This window comes from Pseudoalteromonas sp. T1lg65 (assembly GCF_051930985.1).
In the GTDB taxonomy this organism is placed as follows: domain Bacteria; phylum Pseudomonadota; class Gammaproteobacteria; order Enterobacterales; family Alteromonadaceae; genus Pseudoalteromonas.
On the sequence record NZ_CP196837.1, the window covers coordinates 14,505 to 32,500 of the forward strand.

The following is a 17,996-nucleotide window of genomic DNA, read 5'->3' on the forward strand; positions in this document are numbered from 1 at the left end:
CGCGCCATGTTAGTAAATAGCTATAAAGGTTTTTAATGACAAACTGGTTACTTAGAGCGTCTGCTGCTGGTTTATATTTCTTCAGTGCTTTTTCTTTCGCAGCCGATGACTCACATGAACAATTCAAACAAGCTGAGCGAATCGCTTGGTCTGGCAACTATGAAGCTTTTCAGCAAGCGGTTGCTGGGCTCGATCATCCTTTAAAGCCCTACGTGGAGATGGCGTTTTACAAACGCCATCCACGGCTTCGCTATGAAACTGAAATCGATCACTTTCTCACGATTTATGAACATACGCCGCTGGAGTGGCCAGTGCGTGATAGCTGGCTGAGTTACTTGAAACGACATAATAAAAAAGCGCGCTTTATAAATTATTACAGGGATACCAGTGACGCCGAGCTAAAATGTACCTACTTGACCTATCAGCTCGACTTAGGCGCTTTAAAAAAACCAATTTTAGAGCAGGTTGCAGATTTGTGGACGGTAGGAAAATCACAACCCAAAGCTTGTGATCGGTTATTTTCGATGTGGAGTAAAGCGGGTTATCGCACACCCGAACTGGTATGGCAGCGCGTAACCAATGCAGCCCAGCGCGGGCAAACTTCATTGTTAGACTACTTAGCTAAACTGCTACCAAAAAAAGAAGCTTATTTGGCAGAGCTATACCAAGAAGTCCGTCGTGATCCTAGCTCTGCTGCCGGGCTATATCGCTTTAAACAACGTTCTGCTAAAGAATCTGAAATCGCCGTGTACGGCGTACGTCGTCTTATCTGGCGAGATCCCGAGTTGGCTCTGAAGGCATGGCAAAAAATGCAGGCGATGTTCACTTTTTCAAAGCAGCAAAAAGATTCGGTCGCTTATCGCTTCGCACTGGCTTTAGCATCTAAAGGGCATGAAGAAGCTCGTTTTTGGCTTAATAAAGTACCCCATGAAAGACAGGACGCAAAGCTACTGCAGTGGTTGATGAGTAATATGCTAAAAGAACAAGACTGGGAGGGAATTGCGGTACTGTTTACAGGGCGAGACAACTTATCGCACGGGCAAAAGTATTGGCTGGCTTATAGTTACGCCAAGCGAGGCGAGTTGGATAAGGCTAATACGCTTTGGCGCGAAGTAGCGGTAGAGCGTGATTACTATGGCTTTTTAGCGGCTGCAAGAGTTGGAGTACCCATTGCACTTAATAGTGAGCCTCTACAAGTGCCTCAAACTTTACTGAACAAGGTTTCGCAAGCACCAGGGTTTAAACGAGCTAAAGCCTTATACGAACTGGAACGTTACACCGATGCTCGCCGCGAATGGAACTACCTTACAAATACTTCAAGTGACGATGAAAAACTTGCAGCATCAGTGCTCGCAGCTGAGCTTGATTGGTACGACAGTACAATCTTCACGCTAGCGCAAATTGGCGCTTGGGACTATGTTGACCTTCGTTTCCCTATGGCGTTTAAAGACCTCTTTATTCGCTACAGTGAACGTAATCGAGTTGATTTGGCTTGGAGTATTGCGATTGCTCGTCGGGAAAGCTCTTTCGCGCCAGATGCGCGTTCCTCTGCTGATGCTTATGGTTTGATGCAGTTACTTCCCAGTACCGCAGCGTATGTGAACAATCGAAATAAGGTCTCCAAAAAACGCTTGTTTCAGCCCGCGACCAATATTCGACTTGGAACCAATTATCTTGAGTATTTAAAACGCAAGAATGAAGGAAACGAGATATTAGCTACGGCTTCATATAATGCAGGTTACCATCGAATCAAACGTTGGTTACCCGACGAAGCGATGCCTGCTGAATTATGGATAGAGCTGATCCCCTATACTGAGACGCGGGATTATGTAAAAAATGTTATGGCCTATCGCCAGGTTTATCACACGAAGCTGGGGCGTGATGGCAATATTCTTGCCGCGGTACTGGATATGAAAATAGCAAAATAACTTAAGTGTTGGCTTGGTCGCATCACGTCGTTTTTATACAATGGCTATGATAGACTCGGTTTAACGTAATTTTGAATATGGGTACACTATGGATAAGTTAGCAAATTTATATGCTGAGCATATTGCCACACTGCAACAGCGTACGAGAACAATACTAGAAAGAGAAGGGTTGGATGGACTCGTTATTCATTCCGGCCAGACAAAACGTCAATTCTTGGACGACATGTATTATCCTTTCAAGGTGAACCCGCAATTCAAAGCTTGGCTGCCTGTTATCGACAATCCTCATTGCTGGCTGGTCGTTAATGGGGTGGATAAACCGAAGCTTATTTTTTATCGTCCGGTAGACTTTTGGCACAAAGTACCAGATGAACCGAAAGATTATTGGGCACAATATTTTGATATTCAGCTTCTGACAGCACCAGACTCGGTGGAACAGCTACTGCCTTACGATAAGGCCAGTTATGCGTATATCGGCGAATACCTTGAGGTTGCACAAGCACTCGGCTTCACTCATATGAATCCAGAACCTGTGATGAACTATTTGCACTTTCATAGAGCGTACAAAACACAATACGAGCTGGAGTGTATGCGAGAAGCTAGCCGATTAGGTGTACTAGGTCATCAGGCTGCTCGAGATGCATTTTTTGCTGGTGGTTCAGAGTTTGAAATCCAACAAGCTTATCTGAATGCCACTCAGCATATGGAAAATGACACACCGTATGGCAATATTGTTGCATTGAATGAAAACTGCGCTATTTTGCACTACACCCATTTTGAGCGAAAGGCACCAGCAAAACATTTGTCGTTCTTGATTGATGCGGGTGCTAATTTCAACGGTTATGCGTCAGATATTACCAGAACCTATGATTATAGTGGGAATAGTGAATTCGCCGATCTCGTAAAGGTGATGAACCAGCACCAAATTGAACTGGGCAAGTTGTTACAACCGGGCAAGCTTTATGGCGAACTGCATATCGACTGTCACCAACGCATTGCGCAAGTGTTAAGTGATTTTAAAATCGTGAATTTGCCTGCTGACGCTATTGTAGAAAAAGGTATCACTGCTACCTTCTTCCCACATGGCTTAGGTCATCACATCGGTCTTCAAGTACATGACATGGGCGGTTTTATGGCGGATGATAGCGGCACTCACCAAGCGCCTCCGGAAGGGCACCCATTCTTGCGTTGTACCCGCAAAATAGAAGCAAACCAAGTGTTTACTATTGAGCCAGGTTTATACTTTATTGACTCGTTGTTAGAAGATTTAGCGCAGACTGACAACAAGCAGTATGTTAACTGGGATAAGGTTGATGAGTTTAAACCGTACGGTGGTATTCGTATCGAAGACAACATTATTGTGTATGACGATCACCTTGAAAACATGACTCGAGACTTTGGCTTAGAGTAATCAATTGGTTGTTATAGAATAGGGAGCCTTATAAGGCTCCCTTTTAGTTTGAGAGTGACTATGTCGGAATACGCCATCCCAAGTGAAACCATCCGCTATCATGAAGAGATAAAGAAAAGCACCTTTATCGTTCATATAGCGCATACACCGACACTTGAAGATGCAAAAAGCTTTATTAAGCAGATCAATGCGGAATATCCAGATGCTCGTCATAACTGCTGGGCGCACGTTGCCGGCGCGCCAACTGGCAGTCACGTATTAGGCTTCTCTGATGACGGAGAGCCCAATGGTACCGCTGGAAAGCCAATGCTGAATGTCTTGGTGGGCTCTGGCCTTGGAGAGATCACTGCCGTAACGACCAGATACTTTGGTGGTATTAAACTTGGCACAGGTGGTTTAGTGCGTGCTTACGGGGGAACGCTAAATAATGCGCTACAACAGTTACCCACCGCGCGGAAAATCCCAGCTGGAACCTTGCTTGGAAGCTCCGACTACGCCTTACAAGGAGTGATTGAGCAGTTGTTAAAAAGCCAGTTTACGGTGTTAAATATAGAAAAGCAGTTTGCAGCGCATATTGATTGGACGATTACTGTGGACCGTCGTGAAGTCGAGCAAGTGATCGCCGCCATTTATGAATTAACCAATGGTGCGGTATTATTAGCAAAACAACAACCGTAGCATGTTATGCTCTAATTGACTTCTTGCTTGAGTAGAGATGTTGAAAAGAGATATATCAAGTTCAATAACGATTTCATTTGAATAAGCGAAACCGCACATGCAATTTCGTACCATAATAAAAATACTCGGGCAGCTCGTTGCTCTTTTTAGCTTGACCATGGTGCCCCCCGCACTGGTTTCTTTGATCTACAAAGATGGGGGTGGTGTTCCTTTTGTACTTGCCTTTATTTTCAGCGTGCTGATGGGGCTTTTTGCCTACTACCCAAACAGAAAAGAACGTGGTGACTTGAAAGCCCGAGAAGGCTTTTTGATTGTTGTGTTATTTTGGCTCGTGCTGGGTTCATTCGCATCGCTACCTCTCATTTTCTTGGATACGCCAAATCTATCTTTGGCTGATGCGGTTTTCGAGGCGTTTTCAGGGTTAACGACAACAGGTGCTACGGTGTTAACCGGTATCGAGCATTTGCCAAAGTCAGTGCTCTTTTACCGTCAACAATTACAATGGCTTGGCGGTATGGGGATCATTGTCCTCGCTGTGGCAGTTCTACCGATGCTAGGAGTTGGTGGAATGCAGCTGTATCGAGCTGAAACCCCCGGACCGGTCAAAGATTCTAAAATGACACCGCGTATCGCCGATACCGCAAAGCATTTGTGGTATATCTATGTGACGCTCACTGCGGCCTGTACCTTTGCGTATGCATTTGCTGGTATGAATTGGTTTGATGCTATTTGTCATGCTTTTGCAACTATCGCTATTGGTGGATTCTCCACATACGATGCGTCAATTGGTTACTTTGAAAGTCCACTGGTTAACTTTTTTTGCGTCGTATTTTTAATTATCGCGGCGATTAACTTTTCACTGCATTATGCTGCAGTGTCGAGTCGGAGTATTCGTGCTTATCTTAGAGATCCTGAGTTTAAAGTCTTTTTGTTTATTCAGTTTGCACTGGTAGTGATTTGTTTCGCGGTGCTGTCATCAAATGATGTCTATGAGACTGGCGACGAAACGCTTAATCATGCACTGTTTCAGGCTGTTTCTATTAGTACCACTGCAGGGTTTGCAACAGATAGTTTTGCGTCTTGGCCGCTGTTTTTACCCATTTTATTGATTTTTTCTAGCTTTATTGGCGGTTGTGCTGGCTCGACTGGCGGAGGCATGAAGGTAGTGCGGGTGTTTCTACTCTATCTGCAAGGGATCCGTGAATTAAACCGTTTAGTGCATCCTCGAGCCATCTATTCAATCAAACTTGGTCGAAAAGCGTTACCAGATAAAGTCGTAGAGGCTGTGTGGGGCTTTTTCTCAGCGTATGCACTGGTTTTTGTTATCATCATGATTGCACTACTTGGTACAGGGTTAGACAACATCACTGCGTTTTCAGCGACCGCAGCATGTCTGAATAACCTTGGTCCAGGATTGGGAGATGTTGCTTCACATTATGGTGAGATCACCGATGCCGCGAAGTGGATCCTTACACTTGCGATGGTATTTGGTCGCTTAGAAATTTTCACCTTGTTGGTATTGTTCACACCGACTTTCTGGCGTGGCTAGTCGAATACTGCACCAGCCTGTTATTCCAACACGGTTTTCTTCCTATTTCGCAAAGTTCACAAAAATAGTGTGGGCTTTGCGAATTAGCTGCTTCTTAGTATTTAATACACTTTTTTATCCGCTTATTGTTGTAATAAAACAAACTTCGACTTTAAACTAGCTGCCCTAAAAGCAGCTATTATTAAGCTAGTTGATAGTCTCAGGAGGGGAACGGTGTTAAGAACAAAGTTAGAGGGACATTTACAGCCGTTACAAACGCTACCTACAGGTAGCTTTGTGGATATCGAAGTCTGTATGCCAGCCAGTAGCAAACGGGTTAAAACAGAATATGTAGGCATGTGGAACCATACCTATCTTATTGTTAATTATCCGAACCCAAAAAGGCTGGGAGCAGCGGCTGATTATGTCTCTGAAGGTACGTCAGTTATTGTTCGCGCATTGCTTGAAAATGCAGAAGGGCAGGTCATTGCTTTTAAATCGCATATTCGTGCTGTTTCTGTTCACCCAGTAAAACTCGTATTCATTGATATGCCGGATAACCTTGAATGTTATGAATTGAGAACTCATACCCGCATACCGACCTATATTCCCGCAAAATTCAGTTGTAGTGATGTCAAAGAAGCGTGTGTTGTACGCGATATTTCATTAAATGGATTGCAACTAGAGGTGGAAACCAAAAAGCCCGAAACGTTTAAAGAAGGGCAAAAGTGCGAAGTCACTTTGGTGGTAAAGTCGGGAACATCAGTACCGTTAACAGGTGAAGTGCGTAGTATTAAGAAAAAGGGGTTTCAACTGTCTTTAGGGATCCATTTAACCGCTAAGGTGGATGAGGTGAAAAAAGTACTTAATGAGTATTTAATCGACCTATCAGCTTTATAGAGAATAGTGCGCTTATACGAAAAGCGCACTGACCTGAAATAGCTTTTCTACGATGCCAATGTGTTTTTTATCAATTAAGAACATAATGACATGATCGCCAGACAAAATAATAGTATCGTCGTGGGCTATCAGTACTTCGTCTTCTCGAACGATTGCACCAATCGTGGTTCCCGCAGGAAGCTTGATATCGCGAATGGCTCTGCCGACCACCTTTGAGGTATTTTCATCGCCATGGGCTACCGCTTCAATTGCTTCTGCTGCTCCTTTACGCAGAGAATACACATTAACAATATCGCCCCTTCTAACATGAGTTAGTAAAGCTGAAATTGTCGCTTGCTGAGGAGAAATGGCGATGTCTATCTCACCACCTTGTACTAGGTCAACATACGCGCCACGCTGAATAAGAGCCATGGTTTTTTGCACACCCATTCTCTTGGCGAGCATGGCAGCCATGATATTTGCCTCGTCGTCATTGGTAACCGCAATGAACACATCTACTTGTTCTATATGTTCTTCAGAGAGTAATTCTTGATCAGATGCATCTCCACAGAAAACCACGGTATTGTCTAACATCTCGGATAGAGTGGTCGCTCGCGCCTGTTTTCGCTCGATAAGCTTGACGCTGTGGTTTTTTTCTAGCGAACTAGCGAGACCAGCACCAATGTTACCACCCCCAGCTATCATGATTTTTTTATACGAACGTTCTAGTTTTTGCAGTTCGTTCATGACCGCTCGGATATGTTTAGTCGCTGCGATAAAAAATACTTCATCATCAGCTTCAATCACTGTGGTACCCAGTGGCTTTATCGCTTTACCTTGGCGGTAGATGGCGGCCACTCGAGTATCAACATTGGGGATGTGCTCCTTCAGTGCCGACAGGGCATAACCAACCAACAGGCCGCCGTAGTATGCCTTAACCGCGACCAAAGATAACATGCCATCGGCAAATTGGAGTACTTGCAAAGCGCCAGGATAATCAATCAAACGGCGAATATACTGAGTAACGAGTTGTTCTGGCGCAATGTAGTGATCAACGGGTAAGTCATCGTTATGAAATAACTTTTCTCGGTATTTAAGGTATTGCTCAGAGCGGATCCGAGCAATTTTGGTTGGAGTATTAAAAATACTGTAGGCTACCTGACAAGCAATCATATTGACTTCATCAGAGCTGGTAACTGCAATGATCATGTCTGCATCTTCAGCGCCTGCCTGACGAAGAATATCGGGGTGGGCACTGTGGCCTGTGACGCCTTGCAAGTCATACTTATCTTGGAGTTCCCTCAAGCGCTCGCCGTCTATATCCACGACGGTGATTTCGTTTTCTTCACCAACGAGATTTTCTGCTAATGTTCCGCCGACTTGTCCAGCGCCCAAGATAATAATTTTCATGTATCTTCTTTGTTTTTAAAGTTTAGTCAACTTGGCGTAATAAAAGCCATCAGTAACGCCTGGTAGTAGCTGTAAGCCTGGCTGCTCAGCTGTATCCTTATCATGCAAAGGCACTAACTGTGCGTCTGGCGTTTCAGCTAAAAAGCGCTGTATTTGTGCCGAGTTCTCTTGCGGCAGCACCGAACACGTCGCGTAAACTAGCGTGCCACCTGACTTAAGTAGCGGCCAAATATTGTTGATGATACTGTGCTGTAGTGCTGCTAATGCATCAATGTCTTGAGCTCGTCGTAGCCACTTGATATCAGGATGTCTGCGAATAACACCTGTTGCAGAGCAAGGTACATCTAGCAGTATACGATCGAATTGCGTATTATCCCACCATGTTTCAGGCTTCGCCGCATCACCTTGAAGACATTGCGCATTTAAGCCTATTCGCGCCAAGTTTTGTTGCACGCGAAGTAAACGCTCAGCATCGGCATCTAGCGCTGTAACATGTGCATCAGCTAATTCTAGAATATGACAGGTTTTACCACCGGGCGCTGCACAGGCATCAAGTATGTTTTCGTTATCTGCTGGTGTCAGCAGTCTAGCTGCTAACTGCGCAGCAGCATCTTGGACAGAACATGCGCCATCTAAGAAATATGGCAGACTTTTAACATCGACTGGATTGTCTAACAAAATACCATCTTGGAAATCAGGGTTCAGCGAGTAAGCAATCTCTGCATCATCAAGTAACTGAGCATATTCAGCAGTACTGTATTTGGCTTGATTAACTCGTAACCACATTGGCGCTTGTTGCTGGTTGGCAAGCAAGATATTCTGCCATTGTTCAGGGTATGCTGCTTTTACCTTGTTAATAAACCACCCTGGGTGATTATAGTGACACGCCGGGATCGCTTCGGTACTTTTTTCCAATTCAGCTTGTTGACGCTGGAAGGTACGCAGTATCGCGTTAACCAAAGATTTTAAACCCGGTGCATTCATCACCTGTAGTGCATTAACCGTTTCAGCTACAGCTGCGTGCGCAGGAACTCGCATATGTTGAAGTTGGTAAATACCTACATACAGCAAAAATTGGAAAACACGGCGCTTACCTTTTAAAGGTTGTTCGAGCAATTGCTGGCAATAATGCTCTAGCGATGGCAAATATCGTAACACGCCATAACATATTTGTTGTAACAGCGCTTTGTCCTTGCCTTCTAACTGCGCAGTAGCAAGAGGTAGTTGCGCGCTCAAAGAAGCCCCTTTGTCGACCACTTGGTATAAGGTTTGTGCCGCTAATGCTCTTACGTTGCTCACAGAGCACCTACCTGAGTGCCAGTAGTTACCCAATCGGCTCGGCCATTTAAGAAATCTTGGGCTGACATCGGTTTTTTGCCTTGTGGTTGCAGCATGGTGATTTGTAGCGCCTGTTCTCCACACGCAACAACGATGCCGTGTTTATCGCTATTTAGTACGGTGCCTGGCTGACCGTGCTGGTCGATGACTTGAGCCTGCCACAACTTAACCACATTACCAGCCATAGAGGTGAAGCAAATTGGCCACGGGTTAAAGGCGCGAATATTTCGCTCAATTTGCAGCGCACTTTGCGTCCAATCTACGTTGGCTTCCTCTTTAGAAAGCTTTTTAGCGTAGTTTGCGAGTGCATCGTTTTGTGGTTCGGCTTGGCAATTACCAGAGCCTAGGTTTGCCAGCGTCTTGATTAGGGCTTGAGGGCCCAGCTCAGCAAGCTTTGCGTACAAGTCTGCACTGGTATCAGTTGCAGTAATAGGGCAGCGCTCTATATGCAGCATATCTCCAGTATCTAGCCCTTCATCCATTTGCATTATGGTGACACCCGTTTCAGCATCACCAGCCCAAATTGCGCGTTGAATAGGGGCTGCGCCTCGCCATCTGGGCAGAATTGAGCCATGCACGTTTAGGCAACCTAACCTAGGGGTTTCTAAGATGGCTTTTGGCAGTAACACACCGTAAGCAACGACGACCATCACATCAGCATTAAACTCGGCTAACGCCGCTTGTGCTTCAGCGGTTTTCAAGCTAGTGGGTTGAAGTACCGGAATATTATGCTCTTGGGCTAATACTTTTACTTCACATGCTTTAAGCTTTTTTCCTCTTCCAGCTGGGCGATCTGGTGGGCAATATACACCTACAACATGGTGCTCAGAGTCAATTAATGCACTAAGATGACGAGCGGCAAAATCTGGTGTGCCAGCAAAAACGATACGCAAAGGTTGTGTCACGAAAATTCCTGATGTAGTTAGCTAAATATCTAGTGGATTATGCTTGCTTTGCAGCGAGCTTGGCTTCTTTTTCTATCTTTTTACGGATCCGCTGACGTTTTAGCGGTGATAAGTAATCGATAAAGAGCTTGCCAACTAAGTGATCTAGCTCATGCTGAATACAGACAGCTAACAAACCGCCAGCATCCATTTCAAAAGCTTCGCCCTGTTCGTTAAGTGCTTTGACGGTGACTTGCTCAGCTCTGTCTACTTTGGCATATGAATAAGGGACAGAAAGACAGCCTTCTTCACTCACGGTCGTACCATCTTGTTTAATGATCTCGGGATTAATGAGTATGATAGGTTGATCACGTTCTTCAGATACATCAATCACCACGATGCGTTGATGAATATCTACTTGAGTTGCCGCAAGTCCAATACCATTTTCATCGTACATGGTCTCTAACATGTCTTTGGTGATTTGACGAATATCGTCGTTGACTTCCGAAACCGGCGCCGCAACGGTGCGTAGGCGCTCGTCTGGAAACCTCAATACTTCTAATATAGCCATGGTTACCTTTAACTATTTCTTGATGTAAGCTTGATAGCGAATGTATGTTCTTATTTTAGCCATTCAAGTTCCCCTTTAACAGGTTTTGATGGATAATATCGGAAAATAACTCAATGGAGCTGCTATGAAATATCCAATTGCTGCATTAATGATCGCAAGCTGTGCTTTTTTTAATGTGCAAGCGCAGACTCTATCGCTGAAACCGAGCGCACCCAAGCACTATCAAGTAAAAGAAGGCGATACATTATGGGATATTTCTAAAATGTATTTGCAGTCGCCTTGGCGTTGGCACGAGTTATGGAAATGGAATAAAAATATCCAAAATCCTGATCTGATTTATCCAGGTGATGTACTTTCATTGTCTACGGATGCTCAAGGGCGGCCAATACTTAGTCTAGATAAAGGTGTAAAAAAACTTTCTCCTCGGGTTCGTGTCACGACAGATAAAAGTAAAGCTTTACCCACGTTGCCGTTACCATTACTTGAGCCTTTCTTACGCTTTGAACAAGCCTTAGACGATGCGGTGTTTGACTCAAGTCCAATGGTGCTTGGGGCTAATCACAACGTCAATATCATCACTCAAGGACACATTCTTTACATCAAAGGCCTGCTTGCTCGAGGTGGTCAATATGCCATCTACCGCCGAGGTGATGACTACATCGATCCACAGACAAATCAGAAATTGGCTGTTCAAGCTATATTGGTCGGAGCCGGACGGGCTATTCAGGTTGGCAATAATGCGCAGGGAATACCAGCGAAATTACGGCTCGACATGGTGAAACAAGAGGTAAAAGCGGGAGATATTCTGCTGCCCGTTTCAGAAGGCCAAAGCTTTTCTGCACAATTTACGATGCAACGACCTGCGCATAGTATTTCAGGAAGTATTATTGCGACCAGCAGTAAATTGCGTGAAGCCGGTACGATGTCGATTGTTGTTTTGAATATTGGCAGTAATGATAAGCTGCACGAAGGCCATATATTAGATGTCTATAAGCACTCTCCTGTGGTTATTGAAGGGCAAAAAGGCCCTCGATACATTGAAGATGCAACTCGACTTGATAAGCTGGTGACGAGCGTTGACTCCTGGTTTGGTGACGGTCAGCTAGAAAATAGTACTGTATGGACTATGCCAAGTGAAAAAGTTGGGGAAGTCATGTTGTTTAAGGTCTATCAAAATTTGAGCTATGCTATGGTGATAAAAGCCGAAAAGCCTGCAAGGATTGGTGATACTGTGCAAGTGCTTTGGTAACCACTTAATTTAGAAACTAAATTTACGTACAGACCGAATTCTCAAGGAGTGAGTATGGCAAAATGTACGCTTGAATACTGCCTAGCCTTAACTTTATGTCAAGGCATTGGCCCGAAAACGCTAACTGCGTTACTGCATAAAGTCTCTATTGATGAGCTATTTTCGCTAAATCACTCGCAACTAGTTCAGCTTGGTCTAAAACAAGAAGTAGCGACGCGATTGCTTAATGTGGATTGGCGATACATTGAGCGGGTGATCTGCTACTGTGCTAGTCACAATATCGCTATCATTTCTATTTTTGATGGTCAGTACCCCGAGCTGCTAAAGCAAATTTGCAATCCTCCAATTATTTTGTTTTGCAGAGGAAAAGTTGATTTACTCTTTGCACCTCAACTGGCGATTGTTGGTAGTCGCAACGCAACCAAAACCGGACAGGAACTGGCATTTCATTTTGCACAGCAACTCGTTGAATCCAATTTAGGGATCACCTCTGGGATGGCAAGAGGGGTTGACTGTGCTGCGCATCAAGGGGCTCTTCAGGCAAGAAGCTTTAGTACCATTGCTGTACTGGGAACTGGTGTTGACGTTGTTTACCCAAAAAGACATTCAGAGTTGCATGAAAAAATCGCCAGCGAAGGACTGCTTGTTAGTGAATTTTTTCCAGGTACCACACCACAAAGTCAGCATTTTCCGAGACGGAATAGGATCATATCTGGACTATCTTTGGGTGTGCTGATCATTGAAGCAGAAATCAAAAGCGGCTCGTTGATCACCGCTCGGTATGCATTAGAGCAAAATCGTGAAGTGTTTGCTGTGCCTGGCTCAATTCGAAACCCTATGGCACAAGGGCCACACCACCTGATTAAGCAGGGAGCTAAACTAGTCGAGCATGTTAGCGATATATTAGAGGAGGTGAGCTTTTTCTGTGAAAACAGTCTATATAATATAGAAGCTGCCGATATAAAAGTAGAGGAGGAATGCCCAGTATTAGCAAGCCTAGGCTTTGAGGTAACAAATGTGGATACCTTAACGCAGAGGACCCAGTGGCCAGTAGAAAAAGTGCTAGCACGTCTATTGGACCTAGAACTCGAAGATAAAGTAGAACGCGTCTTGGACGGCTACATAAAATTAGCGAGGGGTTGATTATGTTTGACATCTTAATGTACCTATTTGAAAACTACATCCACAGCGAAGCCGAAGTTTATGGTGAGCAGAACGAGTTAACAGACGAACTCCTCCGTGCGGGTTTTAATCAAGATGAGATTTACAAAGCGCTTGATTGGCTTGAGCAACTTGCAGACCTTCAAAGCTCTGACAAATACCCTTACCTTAATAGTAAACCAGAAAGTGCGACAAGAATTTACACCGAATCAGAGTGCCATGTTTTAGACGTTGAATGTCGTGGCTTTTTGATGTTTGTCGAGCAAATCGGTGTCATAGATAGTACCACTCGTGAAATGGTGATTGATCGCTTATTTGCATTAGATAAAAAGTTCATTAGCCTAGATGATTTAAAGTGGGTGATTTTAATGGTGTTGTTTAATGTCCCCGGCAAAGAGCATGCCTATGCTCAAATGGAAGATCTCATTTTCACTGAGCCAGCTTCTGTTTTACACTAATTTCATTAACCTCGCCGGTGTACAAAGCCAGCGAGGTAAAGCACACTAAGGTAGCCTGACCCTGCTATAAAGACTATTATATTGGGCACAAAGTTGCTGGGGTGAGGTTATGAGTAAAATAGATCATGGTTTATTTAACGCAGATAAACATGCGTTAGAAAAAGAATACGAAATATGTCCTGAATGTGGTTCTGAGCTAGTTATCAAAAACAGTAAGTCAGGTCCCTTCTTAGGATGTGCCAGTTACCCTAATTGCACTTATATACGTCCGATAGCCCATCATGATAGTCATATAATAAAGGTGTTAGATGATGCAGCTTGCCCAGATTGTGGCAAAGCACTGGTGATCAAAAATGGCCGATACGGTATGTTTATTGGTTGTACCGGTTATCCCGAATGTCATTACATCGCTCATGATGAGCCCGAGCAAAAACCCGACCTTCCAGCTTGCCCTAAGTGTAAAAAGGGGACTCTGGTCCAGCGTAAGAACAAATTTGGTAAAGCATTTTTCTCATGCGATCAATACCCCAGTTGTAAATACAGCGTCAATGCGAAGCCTGTTTCGCATAGCTGTAAAGTGTGTGGCTGGGAGCTAATGGTTGAGAAAACTCGCGCAGGTAAAGTTGTGCTACAATGCCCGCAAAAAGCATGTCAATCCATAGTTGAAATTGATGAATAAAGAATCAAACTCACAGAGCCTTGCCTATACTGCCGTCGAAGCATTAGCTGGTGGTGAGGTTATTTGTTACCCAACCGAAGCTATTTTTGGTTTGGGGTGTGACCCTGATAATCAAAAAGCTGTCGATACACTTTTGGCATTAAAACAACGCCCGGTCGATAAGGGGCTGATTCTAATTGCCGATAATTATGCGCAGTGTTTGCGGTATATTGATGATGCTAAGATCCCAATGGACAAGCGAGCAGATATCTTTTCTTCTTGGCCTGGCCCGGTTACTTGGGTGCTGCCCGCCAAAGCAAGCACACCGAAATGGCTAACTGGTCAGCATAGCACCTTAGCGATTCGTATCACCGCTCACCCCATTGTAAAGCAACTGTGCAGAGAATTTGGTAAACCGATTGTTTCAACCAGTGCAAACTTTGCCGGGCAATCACCAGCGATGTCTATTGAGGAAGCAAAACGACTTTTTGCCGACAAGGTGGCTTTCTACGTCGGTGGTGAGCTTGGTGGCAATACTCAACCTAGCATCATTAAAGATGCCACGACAGGAAAGGTTATTAGAGGATAACTATGAGCCAAGTGAATTTAGACACCGTAAAAACGTTTTTACTGAGTTTACAAGATACGATTTGCCAAGGGTTAGAAGCCGCAGATGGCAAAGCAACTTTTGTTGAAGATGCTTGGCAGCGTGAAGAAGGCGGTGGTGGTCGAACTCGCGTGATCCGTGATGGCGCGGTTATTGAACAAGGTGGCGTAAACTACTCTCATGTATACGGGGCATCTATGCCGGCTTCCGCGACGGCACACCGTCCTGAACTTGCTGGGCGTAGCTTCCATGCTTGTGGTGTATCTTTGGTCATTCATCCAAAAAATCCCCATATTCCGACCAGTCACGCCAATGTACGTTTTTTTATTGCTGAAAAAGAAGGGGAAGCGCCTATTTGGTGGTTTGGTGGCGGCTTTGATCTCACACCGTTTTACCCTCAGCTTGATGATGTAAAACACTGGCACTCGGTGGCGAGAGATTTGTGTCAGCCGTTTGGCGAGTCGGTCTATGAAGACTATAAAAAGTGGTGTGATGATTACTTCTATCTAAAACACCGTAATGAGACTCGTGGCGTGGGTGGGCTGTTTTTTGATGATCTTAACGAGTGGGGCTTTGAGAAAAGCTTTGCCTTTATGCAAGCTGTTGGTGAAGGGTTTTTGGACGCGTATTTGCCGATCATTGAAAAACGCAAAGAGACTCCATTTACTGATGAGCAAAGGCAATTTCAGCTGTATCGTCGTGGTCGCTATGTTGAATTTAACCTAGTCTGGGACCGAGGTACATTGTTTGGTTTGCAAACAGGTGGCCGTACCGAGTCAATTTTGATGTCGATGCCTCCATTAGCTCGCTGGGAATACGATTTTCACCCAGAACCTAATTCGGCAGAGGCACAACTCTATGAGCACTTCCTACGGCCAAGAAATTGGTTGCAAATAGCGTCATTGTAATTTTGATTTGAGTGTAAAAGGAACCTGAGTACCTTTTACACTCTGAATCTCCTAGTTCAGTTTAAATCCACGCACTTGCTCGTCTAAATCTCTTGCAAGGTTAAGTAGTTCTTCACTTATCTGTTTTGAGCCATGGGCATCGACAAGAGATTGCTCCGCATTATCTCTAATCGCAACCACACTTTGATTTATTTCTTCTGCGGCGAGGTTCTGTTGCTCAGTGGCGTCTGCTATTTGTACATTCAGTGCATTAATTTCATGCATTTGTGTCGATATGTCTTTAAGTGCCTGTGCCACTTGTTTAACTTGTGCAGCTCTATCATCAGCCTCCTCACATGAAGCACTCATTGCTGCTACAGTTTGTTGCGCTTCAGATTGTAATTTATCAATGGTCCGTTTTATTTCATCGGTCGAGTCGTGCGTTCTAGTGGCAAGCGTTCGCACTTCATCGGCCACTACTGCAAAGCCTCGGCCTGCCTCGCCAGCACGAGCGGCTTCGATGGCAGCGTTAAGTGCCAGCAAGTTAGTTTGCTCAGCGATACTGCTGATAACTTCTAAGACTTTTCCCACTTCTAAGGTCTGTGTTTGTAGTTGCGATACTTGGTTGGCTGCATCTCTGACATCGCTGGCCAGTTGATTGATGCTTTGTTCTGTACGATTTGCCACGGCCATACTCTCCTCTGCAAGCAGGTTGCTGCTGTCAGACTTTTCCGAAGCAAAATGAGTGGTGTTTTTCACTTCACTAGACGAGCTTTCCAACTCATTGATTGCTGCGGCCACTGAATCGGTGCCTTGTTTTTGCTCTTGGATAGCCCTTTCTGTTGTTTCCGCTGAAGCGTAGATAGACTCTGCAGAATGTATAAGGACTTTCGATGAGTGGGAAAGCTGCGAGATATTTTCTTTAAAGCTATCCATCATCTTATTGAAGTTGACTGCCAAACGTCCAAGTTCATCATCCACGGTATCGTCGATTCTCAGTGTGAGATCTTTATTGGTCGTTGCTAGGCGCATAGTACGGCCTAAATTACGCAATCTTGCAATAAATAGCTTTTTGAATACCGCACCCAGAGCAACAAAGGTGACTAAGAAGATGGTGGTTAGTAATGCTGAATTTAACCATGTATTGGTATGAACGGTTTCATCAATTTCCTTCAGTGAGTAACTAATTCTCACGACGCCAAGGACATCCCCTTCTTGCGCCTGATGGCAGCCTAAGCAGTTAGTGCCCTTATAATTTTCTTTGGCTATCATGGGCTTAAGGTAAGTCATGATGCGGTCACCATCGCGTTGTTCGACGATTAATTGTTCCTTGCCTTTTAGAGCCGCTTCTTCCGAGCGATTTTGTGCAGACTGATTGTTGTTACCCGCTCCATAGATGCGGTTCACTTTATCTGCGCGAATAATGTGTGCATCCTCAATGTTTGGATGATTTCTAATTTTGTCGCTTAATATTTCTCTGTTCGCCATGGTACCCGTGAGCATCATGGTATTGATTGAATCAAAATAGTTGTCGGCTAAAAGTCGGATGTTATTTTCGACCGTTTTTTCTGCGAGGGTTTTTTGTTGACTACTACTGCTGAAAATACTGGCAACCAAAACCAATATGCCAGTAATTGCTAACAGTAAATAAATTTTATGTTGTATAGATTTCACAGCGAACGCACCTGATTGATTTTGAAGCAGCTATTATGACCACAAATGCTTGCTGAGGTTTTGACATAGCGCAAAACACTTCCGAGCAAGCATCAATCAGATATTGAAAAGTTACTCTTGATTTATCATGTGAGTGGCGAGCTGTGAAAGAGATTGCCTTAACCCTTCTCTTAATAAAGGATTATCTACTTCAAGATCTAGTGCTTTGTTCATACAATACATCCATTGGTCGCGTAAGTCCTGATCAATAGGAAACGGCATATGGCGCATTCTTAGTCTGGGGTGACCATATTTTTCAGAAAATAGATCCGGTCCCCCCAACCAGCCAGAAAGAAACTCAAAGAACACTTGTCGAATTCTGTCCATGGGTTGTGGGTGCATGTCATATAAAGGTTTAGCATAGGGCTCCGTTTCCATCAGATCATAAAAGCGGTTAGCCAGATTTCGAGCGCCTTGTTCCCCTCCCATAATTTCATAAGGTGTTTTTTCTGGGGTTGGGACACTATTGGAGGTCGATGAGGTTGCATCTTTAGTGAAGATGCGTTTAATTAACTGCTTCATAATGACTCTTTATAATAAGGTGCTCTAAATCTATGGACAAATATGCGGTATTCGGCAATCCGATAAAGCATTCTAAATCGCCAGTGATCCATGCGCAATTTGCAAATCAATGTG

At 44.3% G+C, this 17,996-nt stretch carries 18 protein-coding genes (1 of these 18 only partly in view); 12 read left to right on the plus strand and 6 right to left on the minus strand.

What is annotated here, in order from left to right:
* Nucleotides 1–35: 35 nt before the first annotated feature.
* The 5 genes from ACSLBF_RS00060 (at nucleotide 36) to ACSLBF_RS00080 (ending at nucleotide 6,445) form a co-directional block, all read left to right on the plus strand.
* Nucleotides 36–1,928 (plus strand): transglycosylase SLT domain-containing protein, encoded by a 1,893-nt coding sequence (locus tag ACSLBF_RS00060; protein ID WP_440054618.1) that lies wholly within the window; start codon nucleotides 36–38, stop codon nucleotides 1,926–1,928.
* An 88-nt stretch (nucleotides 1,929–2,016) separates the two neighbouring features.
* A complete protein-coding gene (gene pepQ, locus ACSLBF_RS00065; RefSeq protein ID WP_440054619.1) occupies nucleotides 2,017–3,339 on the plus strand; it encodes a Xaa-Pro dipeptidase in 1,323 nt (440 codons plus the stop codon).
* Between the two features lie 60 nt (nucleotides 3,340–3,399).
* Entirely contained in the window at nucleotides 3,400–4,017 is a 618-nt protein-coding gene (locus ACSLBF_RS00070; protein ID WP_440054620.1) for a YigZ family protein, read from the plus strand.
* Nucleotides 4,018–4,114: 97 nt separating this feature from the next.
* On the plus strand, nucleotides 4,115–5,566 hold the full coding sequence (locus ACSLBF_RS00075) for a TrkH family potassium uptake protein (RefSeq protein ID WP_440054621.1): 1,452 nt from the start codon (nucleotides 4,115–4,117) through the stop codon (nucleotides 5,564–5,566).
* A 213-nt stretch (nucleotides 5,567–5,779) separates the two neighbouring features.
* The gene (locus ACSLBF_RS00080) at nucleotides 5,780–6,445 is read left to right on the plus strand and encodes a flagellar brake domain-containing protein (protein WP_440054622.1); all 666 of its coding nucleotides are present in this window, start codon (nucleotides 5,780–5,782) and stop codon (nucleotides 6,443–6,445) included.
* 12 nt (nucleotides 6,446–6,457) lie between these two features.
* On the opposite strand, the gene trkA is transcribed toward ACSLBF_RS00080, so the two are convergent.
* The 4 genes from trkA to def are packed head-to-tail and all read right to left on the minus strand — an operon-like array spanning nucleotide 6,458 to nucleotide 10,627.
* Complete coding sequence (trkA, locus tag ACSLBF_RS00085) at nucleotides 6,458–7,834, minus strand: Trk system potassium transporter TrkA (protein ID WP_440054623.1); 1,377 nt, start codon at nucleotides 7,832–7,834, stop codon at nucleotides 6,458–6,460.
* Nucleotides 7,835–7,849: 15 nt separating this feature from the next.
* A complete protein-coding gene (rsmB, locus tag ACSLBF_RS00090; RefSeq protein WP_440054624.1) occupies nucleotides 7,850–9,133 on the minus strand; it encodes a 16S rRNA (cytosine(967)-C(5))-methyltransferase RsmB in 1,284 nt (427 codons plus the stop codon).
* Nucleotides 9,130–10,077 carry a methionyl-tRNA formyltransferase gene (fmt, locus tag ACSLBF_RS00095; protein WP_440054625.1) on the minus strand — a complete coding sequence of 316 codons (948 nt, stop codon included), beginning with the start codon at nucleotides 10,075–10,077 and terminating at the stop codon, nucleotides 9,130–9,132. Before fmt ends, rsmB begins: the two co-directional genes overlap by 4 nt.
* Before the next feature lie 37 nt (nucleotides 10,078–10,114).
* On the minus strand, nucleotides 10,115–10,627 hold the full coding sequence (gene def, locus ACSLBF_RS00100; protein WP_440054626.1) for a peptide deformylase: 513 nt from the start codon (nucleotides 10,625–10,627) through the stop codon (nucleotides 10,115–10,117).
* A 124-nt stretch (nucleotides 10,628–10,751) separates the two neighbouring features.
* On the opposite strand from def, the gene ACSLBF_RS00105 reads away from it, so the two are divergent.
* The 6 genes from ACSLBF_RS00105 (at nucleotide 10,752) to hemF (ending at nucleotide 15,668) form a co-directional block, all read left to right on the plus strand.
* Nucleotides 10,752–11,876 (plus strand): LysM peptidoglycan-binding domain-containing protein, encoded by a 1,125-nt coding sequence (locus ACSLBF_RS00105; RefSeq protein ID WP_440054627.1) that lies wholly within the window; start codon nucleotides 10,752–10,754, stop codon nucleotides 11,874–11,876.
* A gap of 54 nt (nucleotides 11,877–11,930) precedes the next feature.
* Nucleotides 11,931–13,019, plus strand: coding sequence for a DNA-processing protein DprA (dprA, locus tag ACSLBF_RS00110; RefSeq protein WP_440054628.1), 1,089 nt, complete (start codon nucleotides 11,931–11,933; stop codon nucleotides 13,017–13,019).
* Nucleotides 13,020–13,021: 2 nt separating this feature from the next.
* Complete coding sequence (locus ACSLBF_RS00115; RefSeq protein WP_440054629.1) at nucleotides 13,022–13,495, plus strand: DUF494 family protein; 474 nt, start codon at nucleotides 13,022–13,024, stop codon at nucleotides 13,493–13,495.
* A 109-nt stretch (nucleotides 13,496–13,604) separates the two neighbouring features.
* Nucleotides 13,605–14,174: a topoisomerase DNA-binding C4 zinc finger domain-containing protein gene (locus ACSLBF_RS00120; protein WP_440054630.1), complete on the plus strand. Its 570-nt coding sequence runs from the start codon at nucleotides 13,605–13,607 to the stop codon at nucleotides 14,172–14,174.
* On the plus strand, nucleotides 14,167–14,742 hold the full coding sequence (locus ACSLBF_RS00125) for an L-threonylcarbamoyladenylate synthase (RefSeq protein WP_440054631.1): 576 nt from the start codon (nucleotides 14,167–14,169) through the stop codon (nucleotides 14,740–14,742). The genes ACSLBF_RS00120 and ACSLBF_RS00125 overlap by 8 nt, the downstream gene beginning before the upstream one ends.
* A gap of 2 nt (nucleotides 14,743–14,744) precedes the next feature.
* Nucleotides 14,745–15,668, plus strand: coding sequence for an oxygen-dependent coproporphyrinogen oxidase (gene hemF / locus ACSLBF_RS00130; RefSeq protein WP_440054632.1), 924 nt, complete (start codon nucleotides 14,745–14,747; stop codon nucleotides 15,666–15,668).
* A gap of 51 nt (nucleotides 15,669–15,719) precedes the next feature.
* Here the strand turns inward: hemF and ACSLBF_RS00135 are convergent, their stop codons facing one another.
* Nucleotides 15,720–17,321, minus strand: a complete 1,602-nt coding sequence (locus ACSLBF_RS00135) for a methyl-accepting chemotaxis protein (protein ID WP_440054633.1) — start codon at nucleotides 17,319–17,321, stop codon at nucleotides 15,720–15,722.
* 111 nt (nucleotides 17,322–17,432) lie between these two features.
* On the minus strand, nucleotides 17,433–17,882 hold the full coding sequence (locus tag ACSLBF_RS00140; RefSeq protein WP_440054634.1) for a group II truncated hemoglobin: 450 nt from the start codon (nucleotides 17,880–17,882) through the stop codon (nucleotides 17,433–17,435).
* 32 nt (nucleotides 17,883–17,914) lie between these two features.
* Here ACSLBF_RS00140 and aroE point away from each other — a divergent pair, with 32 nt between their 5' ends.
* Nucleotides 17,915–17,996: the 5' end (the start) of a shikimate dehydrogenase gene (gene aroE, locus ACSLBF_RS00145; protein ID WP_440054635.1), read on the plus strand. It continues 728 nt past the right edge of the window; only the first 82 of its 810 coding nucleotides appear in the window; its start codon is at nucleotides 17,915–17,917; its stop codon lies off the right edge, out of view.

Excerpts from the sequence above, each read along its gene's own strand:
- hemF (WP_440054632.1), top strand. The coding sequence starts at position 14,745 with ATGAGCCAAGTGAATTTAGACACCGTAAAAACGTTTTTACTGAGTTTA.
- def (WP_440054626.1), bottom strand. The coding sequence starts at position 10,627 with ATGGCTATATTAGAAGTATTGAGGTTTCCAGACGAGCGCCTACGCACC.
- ACSLBF_RS00140 (WP_440054634.1), bottom strand. The coding sequence starts at position 17,882 with ATGAAGCAGTTAATTAAACGCATCTTCACTAAAGATGCAACCTCATCG.
- trkA (WP_440054623.1), bottom strand. The coding sequence starts at position 7,834 with ATGAAAATTATTATCTTGGGCGCTGGACAAGTCGGCGGAACATTAGCA.
- ACSLBF_RS00070 (WP_440054620.1), top strand. The coding sequence starts at position 3,400 with ATGTCGGAATACGCCATCCCAAGTGAAACCATCCGCTATCATGAAGAG.
- ACSLBF_RS00125 (WP_440054631.1), top strand. The coding sequence starts at position 14,167 with ATGAATAAAGAATCAAACTCACAGAGCCTTGCCTATACTGCCGTCGAA.
- ACSLBF_RS00075 (WP_440054621.1), top strand. The coding sequence starts at position 4,115 with ATGCAATTTCGTACCATAATAAAAATACTCGGGCAGCTCGTTGCTCTT.
- ACSLBF_RS00120 (WP_440054630.1), top strand. The coding sequence starts at position 13,605 with ATGAGTAAAATAGATCATGGTTTATTTAACGCAGATAAACATGCGTTA.
- ACSLBF_RS00105 (WP_440054627.1), top strand. The coding sequence starts at position 10,752 with ATGAAATATCCAATTGCTGCATTAATGATCGCAAGCTGTGCTTTTTTT.
- pepQ (WP_440054619.1), top strand. The coding sequence starts at position 2,017 with ATGGATAAGTTAGCAAATTTATATGCTGAGCATATTGCCACACTGCAA.
- ACSLBF_RS00115 (WP_440054629.1), top strand. The coding sequence starts at position 13,022 with ATGTTTGACATCTTAATGTACCTATTTGAAAACTACATCCACAGCGAA.
- ACSLBF_RS00060 (WP_440054618.1), top strand. The coding sequence starts at position 36 with ATGACAAACTGGTTACTTAGAGCGTCTGCTGCTGGTTTATATTTCTTC.
- dprA (WP_440054628.1), top strand. The coding sequence starts at position 11,931 with ATGGCAAAATGTACGCTTGAATACTGCCTAGCCTTAACTTTATGTCAA.